Genomic DNA, 22,574 nt, shown 5'->3' with positions numbered 1-22,574 from the left:
GGTTCGCGTTTCGTCAGATCGCCGACTGTGCCCGAAGTTCCGCGATCCGTTCCGGCGAGTAACCGAGTTCGCGCAGCACGTGGTCGGTGTGTTCACCGAGGGCGGGTACGGGCGCCGGTGTCCAGTCCCAGGCGGTGGAGTCGACCGGTGGACGCAGGGCGGTGATCTCGCCGTCCGGCACCGGGATCCGGGTCCGGCGGTCGCGGGCGGTGAGCTGGGGGTGTTCCGGCAGGTCGGCGACACCGCGGGTGCGGGCGGCGGGCACGTCGGCGCGGTCCAGGGCGGCCAGCAGGTCGGTGGCGGTCCAGGCGGTGAAGTCCAGTTCGGCGTGCAGGGCCGGGCGGTGCGCCACGCGGGACGTGACGGTGGTGAAGCGGGGGTCGTCGGCGAGGTCCGGGCGGTCCAGGAGGTGGCACAGGCGGCGCCACTGGGGGTCGTTCTGCACGGCCAGGTGGACGGTGCCGTCCGCGCACGGGAACGGGCCGTAGGGCGCGATGCTCGGGTGGTGCGCGCCGGTGCGCGGTGCGGCCCGGCCGGTGCCGGCGGCGTAGAGCATGGGCTGGTGCATCCACTCGGCCATCGCCTCGAAGAGCGACAGGCTGAGCGTGGCGCCCTCACCGGTCCGGGCGCGGTGGAAGAGGGCGGCCAGGACGGCGGACTGCAGTTGCACGCCCGCGGCGATGTCGGCCACCGAGATCCCCGCGCGGGCGGTGACGTCGTCCTGCCCGGTCAGCTCGATGAGCCCGGCTTCGGACTGGACCAGGGCGTCGAACGCCTTGCGGGACGCGTACGGGCCCGAGTCGCCGTAGCCGGAGAGCTCGCCGATCACCAGGTCGGGTTTCACCCGGCGGAGTGAGGAAGCGTCCACGTCGAGGCGACGCGCGGCATCGGGCGAGAGGTTGCACACGACCACGTCGGCCCTCGTGACCAGCCGGTTCAGCACTTCCCGGGCGGCCGGGTGCTTCAGGTCCAGGGTCACCGACTGCTTGCCGACGTTCGTCCAGGCGAAGTACGACGACACCGAGCCGCAGGTGGTGTCGTAGTGGCGGGCGAAGTCGCCGCCGTCCGGCCGCTCGACCTTGACCACGCGTGCGCCCAGGTCCGCGAGCAGGCGGGTGGCGTAGGGCACGGCGACGGCTTGTTCGAGGCTGACGACGAGGACGCCGTCCAGCGGTCTCACGCGGTGATCCGGTCGTGGCAGGTGTAGACGTTCATCGAGTCGCCGCGCAGGAAGCCGACCAGGGTCACGCCCTGCTCCTCGGCCAGGTCGGCGGCCAGGGACGACGGCGCCGACACGGCCGACAGCACCGGGATGCCGGCCATGGTGGCCTTCTGGACGAGCTCGAACGAGGCCCGCCCCGAGACCATGAGGACGGTTCCCGCCAGCGGGACCCGGTCGTTCAGCACGGCCCAGCCGAGGACCTTGTCCACCGCGTTGTGCCTGCCCACGTCCTCGCGGACGACCAGGGCCTCACCGGTGGTGGTGAACAGGCCCGCCGCGTGCAGGCCGCCGGTCGCGGCGAACACCTTCTGCCGCTTGCGCAGCTCGTCCGGCAGGGCGGCGAGGACGTCGACGTCGACGGTGCAGCGGTCGGCCGCGGGGGAGTGCTGCGTCTTGAGCTTCACCGCGTCGAGGGCCGCCTTGCCGCACACACCGCACGACGACGTGGTGTAGAAGTTGCGCTCCACGCCCGGGTCGGGTGCCGCCACCCCGTCGGCCAGGGTCAGGTCCAGCACGTTGTAGGTGTTCAGGCCGTCCGGCCCGGTGCCCTCGCAGAAGCGGGCGACCGAGATGTCCCGCAGGCCGCCGATGACGCCCTCGCTGAGCAGGAAACCGTGCGCCAGCTCCACGTCGTGGCCCGGTGTCCGCATGGTCACGGTGAGTGCCTTGCCGCCCACCCTCAGCTCCAGCGGCTCCTCGGCGGCCAGCGCGTCGACCCTCTTGCGGGACGTTCGTCGCGCATACGTGACCACTGGGCGACGCACGGTGACTCGCCCCATCGGCGAACTCCTTCTCTTGGCTAAGTTTTTTCGCAAGCCACTCACCAGGTTACGGAGGTGTCGGGCAGTGGGTTTCCTGGACCGCTCTCGCACGATCGCCCCACCGGGGTGGAACCGCTGGCTGATCCCGCCGGCCGCGCTGTCGGTGCACCTGGCCATCGGTCAGGCGTACGCGTGGAGCGTGTTCAAGCCGCCGTTGGAGAGCGCGCTGGACCTGACAGGGACGCAGAGCGCGCTGCCGTTCCAGCTGGCGATCGTGATGCTGGGGTTGTCGGCGGCGTTCGGCGGCACGCTGGTCGAGCGCAACGGTCCGCGGTGGGCCATGTTCGTGTCCGCCACGTGCTTCTCGTCCGGGTTCCTGATCTCGGCGGTGGGCGCGTGGACGCAGCAGTACTGGCTCGTGGTCGTCGGGTACGGGTTCGTCGGCGGCATCGGGCTGGGGATCGGGTACATCTCGCCGGTGTCCACGCTGATCAAGTGGTTCCCGGACCGGCCGGGGATGGCGACCGGGATCGCGATCATGGGCTTCGGCGGCGGTGCGCTGATCGCGTCACCGTGGTCGGCGCGGATGCTGGAGTCGTTCGGGCGGGACAGCGGCGGGATCGCGCAGACGTTCCTGGTGCACGGGGTCGTGTACGCGGTGTTCATGTCGGTGGGCGTGCTGCTGGTGCGGGTGCCCGCCGAGGTGGCGGAGCGGGCGGTGGTGCGTTCGGCGGTCAACGTGTCGGCGCGCAACGCCTTGAGGACGCCGCAGTTCTGGTGCCTGTGGGTGGTGTTGTGCTTCAACGTCACGGCGGGCATCGGGATCCTGGAGAAGGCGTCACCGATGGTCCGGGACTTCTTCGCCCAGACGTCCACGCCGGTGGCGGCGGGCGCGGCGGCGGGGTTCGTGGCGCTGCTGTCGCTGGCGAACATGGTCGGCCGGATCGTGTGGTCGTCCACGTCGGACCTGGTGGGGCGCAAGAACGTCTACCGGCTGTACCTGGGTGCCGGTGCGGTGACGTACCTGGTGCTGGCGTTGGCCGGGAACGCGTCGCTGCCGTTGTTCGTGGTGTGCGCGATGGTGATCCTGTCGTTCTACGGCGGCGGGTTCGCCACGATCCCGGCGTACCTGAAGGACCTGTTCGGCACGTACCAGGTGGGTGCGATCCACGGCCGGCTGCTCACCGCGTGGTCGTTGGCCGGCGTGCTGGGGCCGTTGATCGTGAACGCGATCGCGGACGGGCAGAAGGCGGCCGGGAAGAGCGGGCCCGACCTCTACACGGCGTCGCTGTTCATCATGATCGCGTTGCTGGTGGTCGGGTTCGTGGCGAACGAGCTGGTCCGGCCGGTGGCGGCGAAGTACCACGAGCCAGAAGTGGAGGCGGTCCGGTGAAGGAGCGCGGGTTGGTCGTGTTCGCGTGGCTGTGGGTCGGCGTGCCGCTGGCGTACGGCTTGGTCGAGCTGATCCGCAAGGTGACGGCGTTGTTCACTGGCTAGAGTCGGCCGCGTGGAGAGCTACGACGTGGTGGTGGTCGGCGGCGGGCACAACGCGCTGGTGGCGGCGGCCTACCTGGCGCGGGCCGGGCGCACGGTGCTGGTGCTGGAGAAGCTCGACCACGTCGGCGGCGCGGCGGTGAGCGAACAGGCGTTCGCGGGCGTCCCGGCGCGGCTGTCGCGGTACTCGTACCTGGTCAGCCTGCTGCCCGACCGGATCGTGGCCGACCTCGGGCTGCGGGTGGCGTTGCGGTCGCGGTCGGCGTCGTCGTACACGCCGGCGGGTGACCTGCTGGTGGAGCGCGAGCCTGGTGAGGCGACGGCGGCGTCGTTCCGGGCGTTGACGGGGTCGGACGCCGAGTGGGAGCGGTGGGGCCGGTGGTACGACGACCTGGAGGTGCTGGCCAAGGCGTTGTCGCCGACGATGCTGGAGCCGTTGGTGTCCCGGGAGCACGCCCGGCTGCGGGTCGACTCGGTGGCGAGGATGCGGCTGTGGGACCAGGTCGTGGAACGGCCGCTCGGCGAGACGTTGGAGGAGCTGTTCGCCGACGACGTGGTGCGCGGAGTCGTCGCCACGGACGCGTTGATCGGCACGCACACGTCGTTGCACGACCTGAAGGCCAACCGGTGCTTCCTCTACCACGTGATCGGCAACGGCACGGGTGAGTGGCAGGTGCCGGTGGGCGGGATGGGTGCGGTGACCGGGGAGCTGCTGCGGGTGGCGCGGGAGGCGGGCGCGGAGATCGTGACCGGCGCCGAGGTGACCCGGGTGGACGCGGACGGCGTGCGGGGCGAAGTGGAGTACGACGGGCGCGTGGTGGGCGCGAAGTTCGTGCTGTCCGGCGTCGCACCGTCCACTTTGGACTTCCTGCGCGGCCGGTCCGCCCGGCCCGTGGCCGAGGGCTGCCAGGTGAAGGTGAACATGCTGCTGGAACGGCTGCCGCGGTTGCGCGGCGGGGTCGACCCGCGGGTGGCGTTCGCGGGAACGCTGCACGTGGACGAGTCGTACGGGCAGCTGGAGACGGCGTACCGGGAGAGCGCGGCGGGGCAGGTGCCGTCCGTGCTGCCGGCGGAGATGTACTGCCACACGTTGACCGACCCGTCGATCCTCGCGCCGGACCTGGTCGAACGGGGTTGGCACACGTTGACGTTGTTCGGTCTGCACACGCCGGCGGCGTTGTTCGAGCAGGACAACGACCGGCTGCGGGACGAACTGGTCGGCCGGTACCTGGCCGGGCTGAACGCCCACCTCGAAGAGCCCATCGAGTCGTGCCTGGCGAAGGACGCAGACGGTCGGCCCTGCCTGGAGGCCCGCTCGCCGCTGGACCTGGAGGCGGAACTCGGCCTGCCGCGCGGCAACATCTTCCACGACGAACTGGCGTGGCCGTTCGCGGAGCACGAGGACGAGGTCGGCCGCTGGGGCGTCGAGACCGACGTGGCGAACCTGTTCGTCTGCGGCGCGGGCGCCCGGCGTGGCGGTGGCGTGAGCGGGATCGGCGGTCACAACGCGGCGATGGCCGTGCTGGAGCGGTGATCTTCAGAGGGCGGCGAAGAGGTCGTTGATCAGCCCTTGGGCCCGGTCAGCGGTGGCGCCGGTGGTGACGGTGATCTGGACCGTGCCCGCGCGGGCGGTGACGGCGGTCTGGACGACTTCTCCCGTGACGGCGGTGGCGCGGTAGGCCTCGTCGTGGAAGTCGGGCAGGTCGGTCGCCTGGGAGTGTTCGGCGCGGCTCTCGGCGAACGAGGCGGCGTCCGCGCCGGTCACGAAGCGGACCTCGGTGGTGCCGCCGTCGTAGGTGCAGCGCACGACGTTGTCGGTGATCGTCTGGCGCGGGTGGTTGAGCCGCAGGCCCAGGGCGGTGCCCACCACGTCCGCCGGGGCGTCCGCGCAGCTCACGCCTGCCGAGTCGGTCGCGGTCGGTGGCGGTGGTTGTTCGGTGGTCGGTGGGTTCGGCGGCGTGCTCGTGCACGCGCAGAGCGCGAGCACTGCGGCGGCGAGCACGGGCCTCATCACGTGCGTAGGTTCGCCCGAACGGCCGCAAGCGTTACCGGAAACGTTTGCGCACTCCGTCCCGGCCACCTCAGGCGTCGACCTTCTCCAGCCGCACCACGATCGACTTGGACGTCGGCGTGCCCGACACGGTGGCCGTGGAGTCCAGCGGCACCAGCGAGTTCGCCTCCGGGAAGTACGCCGCCGCACAGCCGCGCGCGGTCGGGTAGGCCACCACCCGGAACCGCTCGGCACGCCGTTCCGTGACGCCGGTCGGGTCGTCCGGCCACTCGCTGACCAGGTCCACGTGCTGTCCGTCGAGCAGGTCGAGCGCGTCCAGGTCCTCGGGGCTGACGAAGACGACCCGCCGGCCGTCCTTCACGCCCCGGTAGCGGTCGTCCAGGCCGTAGATCGTGGTGTTGTACTGGTCGTGGCTGCGCATGGTCTGCAGCAGCAGCCGCCCCGGCGGCACCCGGAGCACGGTCAGGTCGTTGGCCGAGAAGTGCGCCTTGCCGGACCGGGTGCCGGTGAACTCGCGGGCGTCACGGGGCGCGTGCGGCAGCACGAAACCGTCCGGCCGGCGCACCCGGACGTTGTAGTCGCCGCAGCCGGGCACGACCCGCGCGATCCGGTCCCGGACGAGGTCGTAGTCCTTCTCGAACTCCTCCCACGGCACGGGGTGCTCCGGCCCCAGCACGGCCCGGGCCAACCGGCACACGATCGACACCTCCGACAGCAGCCGGTCGCTCGCGGGCGCCAGCCGGCCACGCGAGCGGTGCACCACCGACATCGAGTCCTCGACCGTGACGAACTGCTCACCGGTGTGCTGCAGGTCGCTCTCCGTGCGGCCCAACGTGGGCAGGATCAACGCCGTGCGGCCGTGCACCACGTGCGACCGGTTCAGCTTGGTCGACACGTGCACGGTCAGGTCGAGCCCGCGCATGGCCGCCTCGGTCACCGCCGTGTCCGGGGTGGCCGCCACGAAGTTGCCGCCCACGGCGAAGAAGACCTTCGCCGCGCCGTCGCGCATCGCCCGGATCGACGCCACCGTGTCGAACCCGTGCTTGCGCGGCACGTCGATGCCGAACTCCGACTCCAGGGCGGACAGGAACTTCTCCGGCATCTTCTCCCAGATGCCCATGGTCCGGTCGCCTTGCACGTTCGAGTGGCCGCGCACCGGGCACAGGCCCGCGCCGGGCTTGCCGATCATGCCGCGCAGCAGCGCCACGTTCGCGATCTCGCGGATCGTCGGCACCGAGTGCTTGTGCTGGGTCAACCCCATGGCCCAGCAGAAGATCGTGCGCTGCGACTCCGCCAGCATCCGGGCGAACAGCTCCACCTGGGCGCGCGGCAGGCCGGTGGCGACGTCCACCGAGTCCCAGTCCACCCGCCGCACGTGGTCGGCGTACTCGGCGAAGCCCTCCGTGAAGCCGTCCACGAACTCGCGGTCCACCGCATCCCACGACAGCAGTAGGTTGCCGGCGGCCTGGAACAACGCCTGGTCGCCGCCCAGCCGGATCTGCAGGAACTCGTCGGCCAGCTTGGTGCCCGCGCCCACCAGGCCGCGCACGTTCTGCGGGTTCTTGAACCGCAGCAGCCCCGCCTCCGGCAACGGGTTCACCGCCACGATCTTCGCCCCGCCGCGCTTGGCCTCCTCCAACGCCGACAGCATCCGCGGGTGGTTCGTGCCGGGGTTCTGGCCCACCACCACGATCAGGTCGGCGCGGTTGAAGTCGTCGATGCTGACCGAGCCCTTGCCGATGCCCGTCGTCTCCGACAACGCCGCGCCGGACGACTCGTGGCACATGTTCGAGCAGTCCGGCAGGTTGTTCGTGCCGAACGAGCGCACCAGCAGCTGGTACAGGAACGCGGCCTCGTTGCTGGTGCGGCCGGACGTGTAGAACACGGCCTCGTCCGGGCTCGCCAGGCCGTCGAGGTGCCCGGCGATCAACGAGAACGCGTCGTGCCAGTCGATCGGCTCGTAGTGCGTCGCGCCCTCGCGCAACACCACCGGCTCGGTGATCCGGCCCTGCTGCCCCAGCCAGTAGTCGGTCTTCCCGGCGAGCTCGGCGATCGGGTGCGCGGCGAAGAACTCCGGCCCGACGCGCCGCCTGGTCGCCTCCTCGGCCACCGCCTTGGCGCCGTTCTCGCAGAACTCGGCCAGCTTGCGGTGGCCCTGCGGCTCCGGCCACGCGCAGCCCGGGCAGTCGAAGCCCTCGCGCTGGTTGAGCAGCCGCAACGTGGTCGCCGTCCGGGCCACGCCCATCTGCTCCACGCCGCGCTGGAGCGACACCGCCACACCGGGCAGCCCCGCCGCCCACCGCTTGGGCTCGCTCACGTCGAGCTGCGACTCGTCGATGTCCTGCCGGGGCGGGTTGCGGTCCATGTCCCCTATTGTGCGTCCGCCGTGCCACCGCGCTCGCGGTCGGCCGCCGGCGCACCCCGCGCGAGCACGCCGGCGGTCTGTCCGATCGCCGAGCGCGCCAGGCCGGCGCGGGACCGCTGTCACGGGCCCCAAGGGGTTGCGAACGGCCCGTGTTCCCGGCGTTCCCACCTGCGACGATTCTCGGTGATCACGGTCAATTGTGATCGGCGCCACTCTGCCGCGAATCGTCCGAACGGGTGACGGCCTCAGTCCGGACAGCCATCGGCGGGCGACGACGGCGCGCTGAGGTCGAAGTCCAGCCCGGGAGGCAGGGACGGCTCGGTGAACGCGGGCGCCAGGTAGCCCCGCTTGGCGCTGGAACACGCGATCGAGTGCAGCGAACCCGTCGACGCGTCCGCCCACAGACCTTCCACCCCCGGGCTGCCCGTGCGCACCGAATACCGCACCTGGAACCGCGACAACGCCACCACGTCCAACGGCCCCCGCACCGACTCCGGCCGGTCCGGCGCGAACGCGTACGCGAACGTGTAGTCCGTCCGCACCGACAACTCGCCCTGCGCACCCACCTCGGCGACCATCTCGCCACGTACCTTCGGGTCCACCTCGGCCAACCGCGCGCCCCGGTCCACCCGCGTGGCCACCAACGCCGCCTCGCCGTCGTTGCGGCCGTCGAACAACACCCGCAGCGACTCCCTCAGGTCCGGCGCGAACAGCCCGAACAACGGCTCCAGGTCGTGATCGCGCACCACCTGCGGGTCCAGCCGCGCCGCGACCACCGCCTCCCGCACCCGCTGGTAGGCCGCCTCCACCTGCTCCGCCGAGTACGCGCCCACCGGCACCGCGTCCGGCACCGCCACCCCGTCCGCACCGTCCGCCCACGAGGCCGCCGACGTGCCCGCGAACGGTTCGTCCAGGTCGACCGCGCGCTGTCCGGTCGGCGTGTCCGACCCGGTCGCGATCACCGCCCAGCCCAGCAGCACCGCCGCCACCACGATCGCCAAGCCCACCCAGAACCGCCGCCGGGGCCTTCGCGGCAACGACTGCAGCCGCCGCACCCTGGCCTCGCGCTCGGCCTTCCGCACGGCCTCCCGCGCCCACCCGGCGTCCTTCAGGTCGGGGTGGTCCTCGATCCGGTACTCGTCCACGTTCCCCCCGCTCGCCGATCGCTACCCAAGGCGTTACCAGGTCACGGCGGAGAAGTCGATACGGGACCCGTCCGAGTGGGCGTGACACCCGCTAGCAGGTATCTGGTTAGAAGTCGATACCCGCGCCTCCGTAGACTTCGACCGTGACTGAGACCCCCACCGCACCGCAGCGCTCCGAACTCCCGCCGGCCTGGAACCCGGCCGAGGTAGAGGCCGGGCTGTACGAGCGGTGGGTCGAGCGCGGCTACTTCACGGCGGACGCGTCCAGCGACAAGCCGCCGTTCACCATCGTGCTCCCGCCGCCGAACGTCAACGGCAGCCTGCACATGGGCCACGCGCTGAACCACAGCATCATGGACGCGCTCACCCGCCGCCGCCGCATGCAGGGCTACGAGGTGCTCTGGCTGCCCGGCACCGACCACGCCGGCATCGCCACCCAGACCGCCGTCGAACGCGACCTCGCCGGCGAGGGCAAGTCCCGCCACGACGTCGGCCGCGAGAAGTTCGTCGAACGCGTCTGGGCGTGGCGCGAGGAGGTCGGCGGCAAGATCCTCGGCCAGATGCGCCGCCTCGGCGACGGCGTCGACTGGACCCGCGTCCGCTTCACCATGGACGAGGGCCTGTCCCGCGCCGTCCAGACGATCTTCAAGAAGCTCTACGACGACGGCCTCATCTACCGCGCCGAACGCATCATCAACTGGTGCCCGCGCTGCCAGACCGCGCTGTCCGACATCGAGGTCGACCACTCCGACGACGACGGTGAACTCGTCTCCATCCGCTACGGCTCCGGCGAGAACTCGATCGTCGTCGCCACCACGCGCGCCGAGACGATGCTCGGCGACACGGCCGTGGCCGTGCACCCGGAGGACGAGCGGTACCGCCACCTGATCGGCACCGAGGTCGAGGTGCCGCTGACCGGCCGTTACGTGCCGATCGTCGCCGACGAGCACGTCGACCCCAAGTTCGGCACCGGCGCGGTCAAGGTCACCCCCGCGCACGACCCGAACGACTTCGAGATCGGCCAGCGCCACGACCTGCCCGCGCTCACCGTCATGGACGGCCGCGGCGTGATCACCGCGCACGGCCCGTTCGAGAACATGGACCGCTTCGAGGCACGCCCGGCCGTCGTCGCCGCCCTGCGCGAACAGGGCCGCATCGTCGCCGAGAAGCGCCCCTACCAGCACTCGGTCGGCCACTGCTCGCGCTGCGACACCGTCATCGAGCCGCGCCTGTCGATGCAGTGGTGGGTCAAGGTCGAGCCGCTGGCCGAGGCCGCCTCCGCCGCGGTCCGCGACGGCCGCACCACCATCCACCCGCCGGAGCTGGCCAAGCGCTACTTCGACTGGGTCGACAACCTCAACGACTGGTGCATCTCGCGCCAGCTGTGGTGGGGCCACCGCATCCCCGTCTGGTACGGCCCGAACGACAAGGTGATGTGCGTCGGGCCCGACGACGAGCTGCCCGGCGAGGGCTGGGTGCAGGACGAGGACGTGCTCGACACGTGGTTCTCGTCCGGCCTGTGGCCGTTCTCCACGCTCGGCTGGCCGACGCCGACCGCCGACCTGGCCAAGTTCTACCCGACCAGCGTGCTGTCCACCGGCTACGACATCCTGTTCTTCTGGGTCGTCCGGATGATGATGTTCGGTCTGTACGCGATGGACGGCAAGCAGCCGTTCGACCACGTGTTCCTGCACGGCCTGATCCGCGACCAGTACGGCAAGAAGATGTCGAAGTCGCGCGGCAACGGCATCGATCCCATCGACTGGATGGACGCCTACGGCGCCGACGCCACCCGGTTCACGCTGCTGCGCAGCGCCAACCCCGGCTCGGACATGGCGCTGGCCGACGAGTGGGCCGCCGGGTCGCGCAACTTCACCACCAAGCTGTGGAACGCCTCCCGGTTCGCGCTGAACAACGGCGCCACGGTCGACCGGCCCCTGCCGCCGCGCGAGGAGCTGACCGACGCCGACCGCTGGATCCTCGACCTGCTCGACGGGCTCGTGGCCGAGGTCGACGGCCACTTCGAGGCCTACCAGTTCGCCAAGCTCAGCGAAGCGCTCTACCACTTCACCTGGGACGAGTTCTGCGACTGGTACCTGGAGCTGGCCAAGGTCCAGCTCGCCGAGGGCGGCACGCGCGCCGAGGCCACCCAGTCCGTGCTCGGGCACGTGCTCGACGTGGTGCTGCGGCTGCTGCACCCGCTGACGCCGTTCATCACCGAGACGCTGTGGACCACGTTGACCGGCGGCGAGTCGCTGGTGATCGGGGACTGGCCGAAGCCGACCGGCGTGGCGCGTGACGAGGTGGCGGCGTCCCGGATCGAGGGCCTGAAGAAGCTGGTCACCGAGATCCGCCGGTTCCGCTCCGACCAGGGCCTCAAGCCCGCGCAGAAGGTCGCGGGCAAGGTGCGCGGCGCGTGCTGCGTCGACCTGACCGACCAGGTGCCCGCGGTGCGGTCGCTGACCCGGATGACCGAGCCGGGCGAGGACTTCAACGTCAGCGTCTCGCTGGACGTCGGCCTGCCCAAGGGCACGGTCAAGGTCGAGCTGGACCTGTCCGGCGCGGTCGACGTGGTGGCCGAGCGCAAGCGGCTGGCCAAGGACCTCGCGGTGGCCGAGAAGGAACGCGCCCAGTGCGAGGGCAAGCTCGGCAACGCCGCGTTCCTGGACAAGGCGCCCGCCGAGGTGGTGGCCAAGATCCAGGCGCGGCTGGCGGCGGCCGGCGCCGAGATCGACCGCATCCACGCCCGCCTGGAGACCCTGCCGCAGGACAACTCGTGACCGGGTTCGAGACGGGCGCGCTGGAAGAGCTGCGGCAGGTCGAGTCGGAGCTGAACACGCGCTGGCCCGAGACCAAGATCGAGCCGAGCCTCGACCGGATCCGCGCGCTGGCCGACATCCTGGGCGACCCGCAGACCTCGTACCCGGTGGTGCACATCGGCGGGACGAACGGCAAGACGTCCACGTCGCGGATGGTCGACGCGCTGCTCACCCGGATCGGCCTGCGCACCGGCCGCTACACCAGCCCGCACCTGCAGCTGGCGACCGAGCGGATCAGCGTCGACGGCGCTCCGATCAGCCCCGAGCGGTACGTCGAGATCTACCGCGACATCGAGCCGTACCTGTCGATCGTGGACGCGCGCGGCGACGTGCCGATGAGCAAGTTCGAGGTGCTCACCGGCATGGCGTTCGCGGCGTTCGCCGACGCGCCGGTGGACGCCGCCGTCATCGAGGTCGGCATGGGCGGGTCGTGGGACGCGACCAACATCGCCGACGGGCGGATCGCCGTGATCACGCCGATCGGCCTCGACCACGTCGAGTACCTGGGCGGTGACCTGGCCGGGATCGCGGAGGAGAAGGCCGGGATCATCAAGCCCGGTGCGGTCGCGCTGCTGGCCAAGCAGGAAGCCGCCGTCGAGCAGGTGCTGCTGCGGCGGTGCGCCGAGGTCGACGCCACGGTCGCCCGGCTGGGGTCGGAGTTCGGCGTGATCCAGCGCGACGTCGCCGTGGGCGGCCAGATGCTGCGGCTGCAGGGCCTCGCCGGCGAGTACGACGAGGTGTTCCTGCCGCTGCACGGCGCACACCAGGCAGCGAACGCGGCGCTCGCACTGGCCGCCGTGGAGGCGTTCTTCGGCGCGGGTGCCGACCGCCGACTCGACATCGACGCCGTCCGCGAGGCGTTCGGCACGGTCACGTCACCCGGCCGCCTGGAGCGGGTCCGCACGGCGCCCACGGTGCTCGTGGACGCGGCGCACAACCCGCACGGCGCGGAGGCGCTGGCCAAGGCGCTGGGCGAGGAGTTCGGCTTCCGCAAGCTGGTCGCCGTGGTCGGCGTGATGCAGGAGAAGGACGCGGTCGGCATCCTCAGCGCGCTCGAACCGGTCGTCCAGGAGGTCGTCCTGACCTCGAACTCCTCGCCGCGCGCGATGGACCCCGACCTGCTCGCGGGCGTGGCCATCCCGATCTTCGGAGAGGACCGGATGGTCGTCCAGCCGCACCTCGACGACGCGATCGAGGAGGCCGTGCGGCTGGCCGAGGAGAGCGACGACGGGGACATCATGTCCGGCGGCGGTGTCGTGGTGACCGGCTCGGTCGTCACGGCGGGCGACGCGCGGGCTCTGTTCGGCAAGGAGCCCTCGTGACCTCCCCCGCACCGGCGCCGAAGAAGGACCCGATGAAGTCCTTCCGCGGCATCATGGCCGCCACGCTGATCCTTGAGGCGATCGTCGTCGCCCTCGCCCTGCCGGTGGTGGCGAAGTTGGGTGGCGGGGTGGGCACGGGCACCGGCTACCTGGTGCTCGGGCTGATCGTCGCGCTGATCGGCACCTGCGCGCTGCTCAAGCGCGCGTGGGCGCTGTACGTGATCGTGGCGATCCACGTCGTGATGGTGGCGTCGTGGTTCGTGCTGACCGCGCTCGGCGGCATCGGCGTGGTGTTCAGCCTGGTGTGGGGGTACCTGCTGTGGCTGCGGCACGACGTGGCCAAGCGCATGGCCGAGGGTCGGCTGCCGAGCCAGCAGGGGTAGTCCCGTGGTGCCCCGCCGTGCGCTGGGCCTGTGGGCGACGGGTCGCGTTCACCCGGAATTCGGCTTCACCGGTTACAAACCCGCGCATGAGCGATGGTGTGGTGAACCGGCGGACGCTGCTGCGCGCCGGTGCGATCGGTACGGCCGCGGTGTTCGTGCCCGGCGGGGTGGCGTTGGCGCGTGGAGACAGGCCCGTGCTCACGCACGGCGTGCAGTCCGGCGACGTGACGTTCGACGGCGGTCTGGTGTGGACGCGGGCCGACCGGCCGTCGCGGATGCTGGTGCAGGTGTCGTCGGACCCGTCGTTCCGGCACGCGCGGACCGTGCGCGGACCGCTGCTGACGCCGGAGACCGGTGGCACGGGCCGGGTGCGGCTGCGCGGCCTGCCCGGTGGGCGCGAGGTGCACTACCGCGTGGTCGCCGAGGACCTCGACGGCCGCACCCGCAGCGAGGCCGCGGTCGGCAGCTTCCGCACCGCGCCGCTGGGCCGTGACGACGTGCGGTTCGTGTGGTCCGGTGACGTCGCTGGTCAGGGCTGGGGCAGCAACCCGGACCTGGGCGGCATGCCGATCTTCGGCGCGATGGCCGCCCGCCGTCCCGACTTCTTCATCAACAGCGGCGACACGGTGTACGCGGACGGTCCGATGCAGGAGAAGGTGACGCTGCCGGACGGGCGGGTGTGGCGCAACGTCGTCATCCCGGAGAAGCTCAAGGTCGCCGAGACGCTGGACGAGTACCGCGGCCAGTTCGCCTACAACCTGCTCGACCCGCAGTACCGGTCGTTCGCCTCGCGGGTGCCGATGATCGTGCAGTGGGACGACCACGAGGTGACCAACAACTGGTACCCGGGCGAGATCCTGACCTCGCCGGCGTACACCGAGAAGCGCGTCGACGTGCTCGCCGCACGGGCCTTCCAGGCGTTCCACGAGTGGCAGCCGATCGACCCGCGGCAGGCGGTGGACGGCCGGGTCTACCGCAAGTTCCGCTACGGCGCCCACGTCGAGGTGTTCGTGCTGGACATGCGGTCGTACAAGGACGCGAACACGTCACCGCGCGACGGTCGGGGCGTCGTGCTCGGCGAGGCGCAGGCCCGCTGGCTGGTGGACTCCCTGGACCGCAGCCGGGCCACCTGGAAGATCATCGCGGCCGACCTGCCGATCGGTTTGACCGTGCCGGACGGCACGGACATCGAGGGTGTCGCCAACGGCCTGCCGGGTGCGCCGGGCGGTCGTGAGCACGAGCTGGCGTGGGTGCTGAGCGAGCTGAAGCGCCGGCGCGTGCGCAACACCGTGTGGCTGACCGCGGACGTCCACTACACCGCCGCGCACCACTACTCGCCGGAGCGGGCGTCGTTCCAGGACTTCGACCCGTTCTGGGAGTTCGTCTCGGGTCCGCTGAACGCGGGCGCGTTCGGCCCGAACACCCTGGACCCCACGTTCGGTCCGGAAGCGGTGTTCGTGAACGCGCCGCCCGCCGCCAACACCACCCCGTTGGACGGCTTCCAGCACTTCGGCGAGGTCGAGGTGTCCCGGGACGGCGAGCTGACCGTGTGGCTGCGCGACATCAAGGGCGCGTCGCTGTGGAGCAAGACCCTCCAGCCGCAGCGGCGGTGATGTAAGGATCTGCAAGGAGTTGCAGCCGTCTGGGCCTTGTCCCGGCTGAGATTGTCGTGGTTTTGTGCACTCCGTCCCGGCGCTCCGCCGGGGCGGGGTTGCAAATTCTTGCGACAAGGAGGTCGCGATGCGTCGGGCCGTCGCCGCGCTCATCGCCCTGGCCGTAGTGCCGTTCGTGCCACCATCCACCGGCGCCGCGCCCGAAGTCCAGCGGCTCGCCGTGGGTGCCGTCACCGACATCGCGCCCGGCGTCCGGGACGGTGACAGGGCGTTGGCCAAGGACGCGCTGCGCGCCGACCTCACCGGTGAGCGGTTCTACTTCGTGATGCCCGACCGGTTCGCCAACGGCGACCCGCGCAACGACCGCGGCGGCACGGCGGAGACCGACCGGCTCAAGAGCGGCTACGACCCCGCCGACAAGGGTTTCTACCACGGCGGCGACCTCAAGGGCCTGCGCGACAAGATCGGCTACCTGCACGAGCTGGGCGTCACCGCGATCTGGATGACCCCCATGTTCGCCAACCGCTGGGTGCAGGGCTCCGGTGACGACGTCTCGGCCGGCTACCACGGCTACTGGACGACCGACTTCACCAAGCTCGACCCGCACTTCGGCACGACCGACGACATGCGGCGGCTCATCCAGGACGCACACCGCCGCGGCATCAAGGTGTTCTTCGACATCGTCGCCAACCACACCGCGGACCTGATCGACTACGCCGAGGGCCGGTACGACTACGTCGGCACCGCCGCTCAGCCCTACCTGGACGAGCAGGGCAGGCCGGTCGACATCGCGGCGATCGCGGGCCGGGAGGACTTCCCGAAGCTCACCGCGCCGTACACGCCGGTCGTCAAGGGCGGGAAGACCCCGTCCTGGCTGAACGACCCGCAGCTCTACCACAACCGCGGCGACTCGACGTTCAGCGGCGAGTCCAACGAGTACGGCGACTTCTTCGGCCTCGACGACCTGATGACCGAGCACCCGACCGTCGTCAACGGCATGAAGGACATCTTCACCAGCTGGATCGACACGCTGGGCATCGACGGCTACCGCGTCGACACGGTCAAGCACGTCAACATGGAGTTCTGGCAGGCCCTCGCGCCGCACGTGAAGCAGTACGCGGCGATGCGCGGCAAGAAGGACTTCTTCGTCTTCGGCGAGGTGTTCGACGCCAACCCCGCGCTCACCTCCCGCTACACCACCAGCGGCAGGATGCAGGCCACGCTGGACTTCCCGTTCCAGAGCGGCGCGGCCAGGTTCCTGTCCGGCCAGGGCGCGGCCCGGCTCGGCGAAGTGCTCGTGGACGACGACCGGTACACCGACGCCGACTCCAACGCGTCCTCCCTGCCGACGTTCCTCGGCAACCACGACATGGGCCGCCTCGCGTGGATGATCCGGGAGAGCCGTCCGGGCATCTCCGAAGCCGAACTGCTGGACCGGCTCGAACTGGGCAACGCGCTGATGTACCTGTGGCGCGGCAACCCGGTCGTCTACTACGGCGACGAGCAGGGTTTCGCGGGGACGGGCGGCGACAAGCTGGCCCGCCAGGACATGTTCGCCTCCAAGACCCCCGAGTACGCCGCCGAGGACCTCGTCGGCAGCGATCGCACCGGCGCGGTCGACAACTTCCGCACCGACCACCCGCTGTACCGTCAGCTCAAGGGCCTGGCGAAGTTCGTGGACGGCGACCCGGTGTGGCGTGACGGCAACCAGGCGCTCCGGCTCGTCCAGGGTGACGTGATCGCGTTCAGCCGCACGGCCCGCGCCCGGCAGGTCGAGCACGTGGTCGTGGCCAACGCGGGCACCGCGCCCGCGACCGTGGACGTCCCCGTGGCGGGCAAGGGCTACCGCCCGATCTGGCCGTCCGCGGGCTCCCAGGTCAACCCGGTGAACGGCAAGGTGACCGTGACCGTGCCCGCGCTGTCCGCCGTGGTGCTCAAGTCCACCGGCAACATCCCGTCCGCCACTCCGACGCCGACGTTGGCCGTGCCGGCGACCGGCACCGTGCTGGACGACCGGGTCGAACTGCGGGCGGACGGCGTCACCTCGCCGTACGCGCAGGCCACGTTCGCCGCACGGGTCGAGGGCGAGCGGGACTGGCAGGTGCTCGGCACCGACGACGCCGCGCCGTACCGGGTGTTCGCCGACCTGGCCGGGCTGCCGGGCGCGGCGGCGGGCAAGAACGTCGAGGTCCGCGTGGTCGCCAAGGACGCCAGGGGCACGTTGGGCGCGGACGGCGCGAAGGTCGGCCTGGTGGCCGCGCCCGTCGTCGAGCCGCCGACCGCCGTGACGTCCGACTGGCTGGTGGTGCACTACAACCGCCCGGCGGGCGACTACGACGGCTGGGGCCTGCACGCGTGGGGCGACGTCGAGAACGCGCCGACGTGGGACGCGCCGCTGCCGTTCGCCGGCGAGACGCCGTACGGCCGGTTCGCGTGGGTGAAGCTCAAGCCGGGCGCGCGATCGGTCGGCGTCATCGCCCACCGGGGCGACGAGAAGGATACCGACTCCGACCGGTTCATCGACCCGAGCGCGACGCCGCAGGTGTGGTTGGAACAGGGCCAGACCGCCGTGCACGCCAGCGAGGTCGCGGCGACCGGGCAGGCGGTCATCACGCACACCGGTGACGCCACGGGGCTCGTGGTGCGCGCGGGAGGCGTCGATCACCCGTTCAGCGGGGGAGTGGCGACCGTTCCGGCGACCGCTCCCGTCGAGTTCTCCGTGCTGCGCGACGGCACGGTCGAGGCGACCGGTCGTACGGCGGGCCGCGCGTGGGTCAACGGCGACGAGGTGCACGGCAGCCTCGCCGCCGCGCAGAACCGCGCGGTGATCCACTACAACCGGCCGGACGGCGACTACACCGACTGGACGCTCTACCACTGGACCGGGTCCCTGGAGCCGAGCCCGGGCTGGAACCAGTCCCGCGTGCCGGACGGCCGGGACGGCTTCGGCGTGTACTGGTCGGTGCCGCTGGAGCCGGGCGCGGGCGGGCTGAACAACATCATCCACAAGGGTGACGCCAAGGACCCGGGCCCGGACCAGTTCCTCGACGTCACGGGCACCGGCTACGAGGTCTGGTACGTGTCCGGCTCCACCAAGCCGGACGGCTCGATCTCCTACGTGCTGCCGCCGTCCGGCGGTGAGGGCGTGGACGACGACCTGACCAAGGCCAAGGCGATCTGGGTGTCGAAGGGCCTGGTCGTGTGGGACGTGCCGGTGGTGGCGTCCGACGGCTACCGGCTGGAGTACGACGGCAAGGTGCTGCGGCTGGAGCCGTCTTCGGAGGCCGTGCCCGAGCGCTTCCCGCACCTGCGGGGCAAGCCGGTGTTCCGGGTCCGTGACGGCGCACGGCTGGACGAGGCGTTGCGCGGCAAGCTGTCCGCCGTGCACGTCGACTCGGGCGGCGGCCTGCGGCACCGCACGGGCGTGCAGATCGCCGGTGTGCTGGACGACCGGTTCGCCGCCGCCGCGTCCGCGCTGACCTACGGGCCGACGTTCGACGGCGACCGGGTGACCGCGCGGCTGTGGGCGCCCACGGCGTCCTCGGTGAAGGTGCAGGTGTTCGACCAGCCGGGTGGCACGGCGGCGGTCGTGCCCATGATCCGGGACGACGCGTCCGGCTCGTGGTCGGCGTCCGGTGCCTGGCGGGACGAGTTCTACCTGTTCGAGGTGACCGTCGCCGGGCGCACGGTGACCGTGACCGACCCGTACTCGGTGGCGTTGGCGGTCAACTCGACGCATTCGCAGTTCGCCGACCTCGGTGACGCGCGCACCATGCCCGCCGACTGGGCCGGGCACGTCGCCCGCGGCCTGGACGGCGACCCGACCGAGCACGGCATCACCGAGCTGCACGTGCGGGACTTCTCGATCGGTGACACGTCGGTCCCGGAGTCCGACCGCGGCACGTATCGCGCGTTCACGCACTCGTCGTCGGTCGGCATGGCGCACCTGCGTCAGCTGGCCCAGGCCGGCTTGGACACCGTGCACCTGCTGCCGACGTTCGACATCGCCACCATCCCGGAGAAGCGTTCCGATCAGCAACGGCCGGCGTGCGACCTGGCGTCGCTGCCCGCGGACTCCCCGGCGCAGCAAGAGTGCGTGGCCGCCTCCGCCGCGAAGGACGGCTTCAACTGGGGCTACGACCCGTACCACTACGACGTGCCCGAAGGCTCCTACGCCACGGACGACGCGCAGACCGGGTGGGCCCGATCCAGGCAGTACCGCGAGATGGTGAAGTCGTTGCACGACAACGGCAACCGCGTGGTGGTCGACGTGGTCTACAACCACACCGCCGCCTCCGGTGACGCGCCGACGTCCGTGCTGGACAAGGTCGTGCCCGGGTACTACCAGCGGCTCGACCTCGACGGCACGGTGGCGAACTCGACGTGCTGCGCGAACACCGCGACCGAGCACGCCATGATGGGCAAGCTCGTCGTGGACTCGGTCGTGCGCTGGGCCCGGCTGTACAAGGTGGACGGTTTCCGGTTCGACCTGATGGGCCACCACCCGAAGGCGAACATCCTGGCCGTGCGGGCGGCGCTGGACGCGTTGACCGTCGAGCGCGACGGCGTGGACGGGCGCAAGATCCGCATCTACGGCGAGGGCTGGGACTTCGGCGAGGTCGCCGGCAACGCCCGGTTCGAGCAGGCCACCCAGGCGAACATGGCGGGTACCGGCATCGGCACGTTCAGCGACCGGCTGCGTGACGCGGTGCGGGGCGGTGGGCCGTTCGACGCGGACCCGCGCGTGCAGGGCCTGGCGTCCGGGCTCGCGGGTGACCCGAACGGTGCGCCGGCCAACGGCGACGTGGCCGCGCGGCTGGCCAACTACACCGACCTGGTGAAGTTGGGCATGGCGGGCAACATGGCGTCGTACCGGTTCCAGTCCACCTCCGGCGGTGAGATCACGGGCCGTGACGTGACGTACAACGGCTCACCAGCGGGCTACACGGGCGCGCCCGCCGACGTGATCACGTACGTCGACGCGCACGACAACGAGACGTTGTTCGACTCGCAGACCTACAAGCTGCCTGTCGGCACGTCGATGGCGGACCGCGTGCGGATGCAGAAGGTCGCCCTCGCGCCCGTCCTGCTGGGCCAGGGCCAGCCGTTCATGCACGCGGGCGCGGAGTTCCTGCGCTCGAAGTCCTTGGACCGCAACAGCTACGACTCGGGCGACTGGTTCAACCGCTACGACCCGTCCCTGGAGGACAACGGCTTCGCCCGCGGCCTGCCGCCGGCGGCGGACAACGAGGACAAGTGGCCCTACGCCGCACCCCTGCTGGCCAACGGTTCCCTGAAGCCCTCGTCCGCCGACATGCGTGCCGCCGTGGACAACACGCTGGAACTGCTCCGGATCCGCAAGTCCTCGCCGCTGTTCACGCTGAACGACGCGGCACTCGTCCAGCAGAAGCTGTCCTTCCCGGCCGCCGAACCGGGCATCGTCGCCGCGCTCCTGGACGACACGGTCGGCCCCGACGTCGACCCGACCCTGAACGGCGTCCTGGTGATCGTCAACCCGTACCCGACCACCAAGTCCGTCACGGTCGACGGTAACTGGCAGAACCACGCCCTGACCAGCGACAAGGCCGCCACCGCCGCCGGCTCGATCACCCTCCCGGCCCGCTCGGTGGTCGTCCTGACCCGCTAGTGATCGGCCAACTCGACGCGTGACCGGACGTCCTCGGCGCGCAGGATGCGGAACCCCCGCTCCTGCGCGCCGAGCACTTTCAGGAACCCCGGACTGGTCTCCATCACGTACGCCTCGACCGTGCCGTCGCCGGTCTCGATCCGCTCCAACGGCACCCACGGCGTGGCGACCACCGCCGCCACCACCAACGCCACCGCGCCCACCAGGTAGCCGAACCGGCGCAGCACGAAGTCCATCTGCTCGTGCAACCGCCGCATCCGTTCCACGAACACCAGCAGCACCGTCAACACCACCGCACCGACCGGCACCCACCACCGGTGGTACGAGAGCACGTGCGCCACCAGGAACGCCACCAGCACGGCCACCGCGAGCGGTGCCGCCCGGGAACGCCGCCCGACCGCGTAGAACACCGTCAACGGCACCATCACCACCAGCAACGCACTGCTGATCCCCGCGTCCGCCATGAACGTGCCCAGGAACAGGCCCGGCGCGTCCTCCAGGTCCAGCGTGTGCAGCAACGCGAACGCCGTGTGCCAGTCGTAGTGCGACACCGCGAGCAACCGCAGCAGCACGAACAGCACCGCCGCTCCGGTGAGGGTGCTCCCCGGGTGGGGCTTCTCGGTGGTCACGGCCGGCACTATCGCAGCTCCGGCTACCCTCTACCGAGTTGCACAATCCCGTACGAAGGAGTACTGACCGCCGTGAGCGAGCGCACCCTGGTCCTGGTCAAGCCCGACGGCGTCAGCCGTGGCCTGGTCGGCGAGGTCATCTCCCGCATCGAGCGCAAGGGCCTGAAGCTGGCCGCGCTCGAACTGCGCGTCGTGGACCGCGCGACCGCCGAACAGCACTACGCCGAGCACGACGGCAAGCCGTTCTACAACGACCTGGTGGAGTTCATCACCGGCGGTCCGCTGGTCGCGCTGGTCGTGGAGGGCTCGCGGGCCATCTCGGCGTTCCGCCAGCTGGCCGGTGGCACCGACCCGGTCGAGAAGGCCACCCCCGGCACGATCCGCGGCGACTTCGGCCTGGAGGTCCAGTTCAACCTGGTCCACGGCTCGGACTCGCCGGAGTCGGCCGAGCGCGAGATCAAGCTCTGGTTCCCGAACCTCTGAGCGGCTGAACCGAACGGCCCGGATCGCCACGCGGTCCGGGCCGTCGCGCTATCCGCCGACCGAGGCGCGCACCGGGGACGAACCCAGGCCGCCCGGGGCCGAGCCGTGCAGGACGACGCCGGGGCGGTGGCCCAGCGGCAGGTACATGCGCACGTCGTCGAACCGGACGTCGCCCACCGCGATCACGTTCGGCAGGCGGCCCCACTCGCGGAAGCCCAGGCTCTCGTACAGCTGGATCGCGCCGTGGTTGTTGCCGCGCACGCCCAGGGTCAGCATCTCCAGCCCGGCCGCGCGGGCGTGCTCGACGACCGCGCCCAGCAGCCGCGCGCCGAGCCCGAGTCCCCGTGCCGCCGGGTGCGCGGTGACCCGCCGCACCTCGGCCATGTGCCGGAACACCTCGCTCTCCGACCGCTTCCACGTCGCCGTGCCGCGCAGCACACCGTCCACCCGCGCCACGACGAGCGCACCGTCCGAAGGCGACGCGAGCACGCCGTCCAGCCACGCGCCCGTCTCCGCGCGCCCCGGCGGCGCCTGCCAGCCGATGGCACCGCCCGCGGCCACCACGGCGTGCAGCACCTCGTGCACTTCGGCCCGAAGTCGTTCGTCGGCCCGCACCGGCCAACCGAGCTCGATCTCCACGGCGCCACCCTAAAACGGTTCCGGGAATGTCGGACCCCGCC

At 71.2% G+C, this 22,574-nt stretch carries 16 protein-coding genes; 9 read left to right on the top strand and 7 right to left on the bottom strand.

What is annotated here, in order from left to right:
• Nucleotides 1-13 precede the first annotated feature (13 nt).
• Both B0I31_RS10450 and fdhD read right to left on the bottom strand, forming a co-directional pair.
• On the bottom strand, nucleotides 14-1,180 hold the full coding sequence (locus B0I31_RS10450; protein WP_106615119.1) for a CaiB/BaiF CoA transferase family protein: 1,167 nt from the start codon (nucleotides 1,178-1,180) through the stop codon (nucleotides 14-16).
• On the bottom strand, nucleotides 1,177-2,001 hold the full coding sequence (gene fdhD / locus B0I31_RS10445; protein ID WP_106615118.1) for a formate dehydrogenase accessory sulfurtransferase FdhD: 825 nt from the start codon (nucleotides 1,999-2,001) through the stop codon (nucleotides 1,177-1,179). Before fdhD ends, B0I31_RS10450 begins: the two co-directional genes overlap by 4 nt.
• Before the next feature lie 67 nt (nucleotides 2,002-2,068).
• Between fdhD and B0I31_RS10440 the strand changes: the two genes are divergently transcribed.
• Genes B0I31_RS10440 through B0I31_RS10435 form a run of 3 tightly spaced genes read left to right on the top strand, consistent with a single transcriptional unit; the run spans nucleotide 2,069 to nucleotide 5,011 of the window.
• Nucleotides 2,069-3,376: an OFA family MFS transporter gene (locus B0I31_RS10440; protein WP_181320084.1), complete on the top strand. Its 1,308-nt coding sequence runs from the start codon at nucleotides 2,069-2,071 to the stop codon at nucleotides 3,374-3,376.
• Nucleotides 3,373-3,480: an MFS transporter small subunit gene (locus tag B0I31_RS43080; protein ID WP_425444356.1), complete on the top strand. Its 108-nt coding sequence runs from the start codon at nucleotides 3,373-3,375 to the stop codon at nucleotides 3,478-3,480. Before B0I31_RS10440 ends, B0I31_RS43080 begins: the two co-directional genes overlap by 4 nt.
• Before the next feature lie 10 nt (nucleotides 3,481-3,490).
• Nucleotides 3,491-5,011: a phytoene desaturase family protein gene (locus tag B0I31_RS10435; protein WP_106615116.1), complete on the top strand. Its 1,521-nt coding sequence runs from the start codon at nucleotides 3,491-3,493 to the stop codon at nucleotides 5,009-5,011.
• Nucleotides 5,012-5,014: 3 nt separating this feature from the next.
• Here the strand turns inward: B0I31_RS10435 and B0I31_RS10430 are convergent, their stop codons facing one another.
• From B0I31_RS10430 to B0I31_RS10420, 3 genes are all read right to left on the bottom strand, one after another.
• Nucleotides 5,015-5,491, bottom strand: a complete 477-nt coding sequence (locus B0I31_RS10430) for a hypothetical protein (RefSeq protein ID WP_146173799.1) — start codon at nucleotides 5,489-5,491, stop codon at nucleotides 5,015-5,017.
• A 67-nt stretch (nucleotides 5,492-5,558) separates the two neighbouring features.
• Nucleotides 5,559-7,853, bottom strand: coding sequence for an FdhF/YdeP family oxidoreductase (locus B0I31_RS10425; RefSeq protein ID WP_106615114.1), 2,295 nt, complete (start codon nucleotides 7,851-7,853; stop codon nucleotides 5,559-5,561).
• A 245-nt stretch (nucleotides 7,854-8,098) separates the two neighbouring features.
• Nucleotides 8,099-8,998, bottom strand: a complete 900-nt coding sequence (locus B0I31_RS10420; RefSeq protein ID WP_106615113.1) for a hypothetical protein — start codon at nucleotides 8,996-8,998, stop codon at nucleotides 8,099-8,101.
• Between the two features lie 143 nt (nucleotides 8,999-9,141).
• On the opposite strand from B0I31_RS10420, the gene B0I31_RS10415 reads away from it, so the two are divergent.
• From B0I31_RS10415 to pulA, 5 genes are all read left to right on the top strand, one after another.
• A complete protein-coding gene (locus B0I31_RS10415; RefSeq protein WP_106615112.1) occupies nucleotides 9,142-11,778 on the top strand; it encodes a valine--tRNA ligase in 2,637 nt (878 codons plus the stop codon).
• Entirely contained in the window at nucleotides 11,775-13,139 is a 1,365-nt protein-coding gene (gene folC / locus B0I31_RS10410; protein ID WP_106615111.1) for a bifunctional tetrahydrofolate synthase/dihydrofolate synthase, read from the top strand. The genes B0I31_RS10415 and folC overlap by 4 nt, the downstream gene beginning before the upstream one ends.
• Entirely contained in the window at nucleotides 13,136-13,522 is a 387-nt protein-coding gene (locus B0I31_RS10405) for a DUF4233 domain-containing protein (protein ID WP_106615110.1), read from the top strand. The genes folC and B0I31_RS10405 overlap by 4 nt, the downstream gene beginning before the upstream one ends.
• Nucleotides 13,523-13,608: 86 nt before the next feature.
• Nucleotides 13,609-15,135, top strand: a complete 1,527-nt coding sequence (locus B0I31_RS10400; protein WP_106615109.1) for an alkaline phosphatase D family protein — start codon at nucleotides 13,609-13,611, stop codon at nucleotides 15,133-15,135.
• Nucleotides 15,136-15,262: 127 nt separating this feature from the next.
• Nucleotides 15,263-20,782, top strand: a complete 5,520-nt coding sequence (gene pulA / locus B0I31_RS10395; RefSeq protein ID WP_106615108.1) for a pullulanase-type alpha-1,6-glucosidase — start codon at nucleotides 15,263-15,265, stop codon at nucleotides 20,780-20,782.
• Here pulA and B0I31_RS10390 read toward each other — a convergent pair.
• The gene (locus tag B0I31_RS10390) at nucleotides 20,779-21,411 is read right to left on the bottom strand and encodes a hypothetical protein (protein ID WP_245949791.1); all 633 of its coding nucleotides are present in this window, start codon (nucleotides 21,409-21,411) and stop codon (nucleotides 20,779-20,781) included. The two genes, pulA and B0I31_RS10390, sit on opposite strands and share 4 nt — an antisense overlap.
• Before the next feature lie 72 nt (nucleotides 21,412-21,483).
• Here B0I31_RS10390 and ndk point away from each other — a divergent pair, with 72 nt between their 5' ends.
• A complete protein-coding gene (gene ndk / locus B0I31_RS10385; RefSeq protein ID WP_073889533.1) occupies nucleotides 21,484-21,894 on the top strand; it encodes a nucleoside-diphosphate kinase in 411 nt (136 codons plus the stop codon).
• A 48-nt stretch (nucleotides 21,895-21,942) separates the two neighbouring features.
• Here ndk and B0I31_RS10380 read toward each other — a convergent pair whose 3' ends face one another.
• Nucleotides 21,943-22,533, bottom strand: a complete 591-nt coding sequence (locus tag B0I31_RS10380; RefSeq protein ID WP_106615106.1) for a GNAT family N-acetyltransferase — start codon at nucleotides 22,531-22,533, stop codon at nucleotides 21,943-21,945.
• Between the last annotated feature and the right edge of the window lie 41 nt (nucleotides 22,534-22,574).

Source organism: Saccharothrix carnea (genome assembly GCF_003014735.1).
Taxonomy (GTDB): domain Bacteria; phylum Actinomycetota; class Actinomycetes; order Mycobacteriales; family Pseudonocardiaceae; genus Actinosynnema; species Actinosynnema carneum.
Note: the sequence above shows the minus strand (reverse complement) of the source record. Positions and strands in the feature narration are given on the sequence as shown.

What these genes read in the sequence shown, in the direction of transcription:
- fdhD (WP_106615118.1), bottom strand. Translation starts at nt 2,001, where the DNA reads ATGGGGCGAGTCACCGTGCGTCGCCCAGTGGTCACGTATGCGCGACGA.
- B0I31_RS10425 (WP_106615114.1), bottom strand. Translation starts at nt 7,853, where the DNA reads ATGGACCGCAACCCGCCCCGGCAGGACATCGACGAGTCGCAGCTCGAC.
- pulA (WP_106615108.1), top strand. Translation starts at nt 15,263, where the DNA reads ATGCGTCGGGCCGTCGCCGCGCTCATCGCCCTGGCCGTAGTGCCGTTC.
- B0I31_RS10400 (WP_106615109.1), top strand. Translation starts at nt 13,609, where the DNA reads ATGAGCGATGGTGTGGTGAACCGGCGGACGCTGCTGCGCGCCGGTGCG.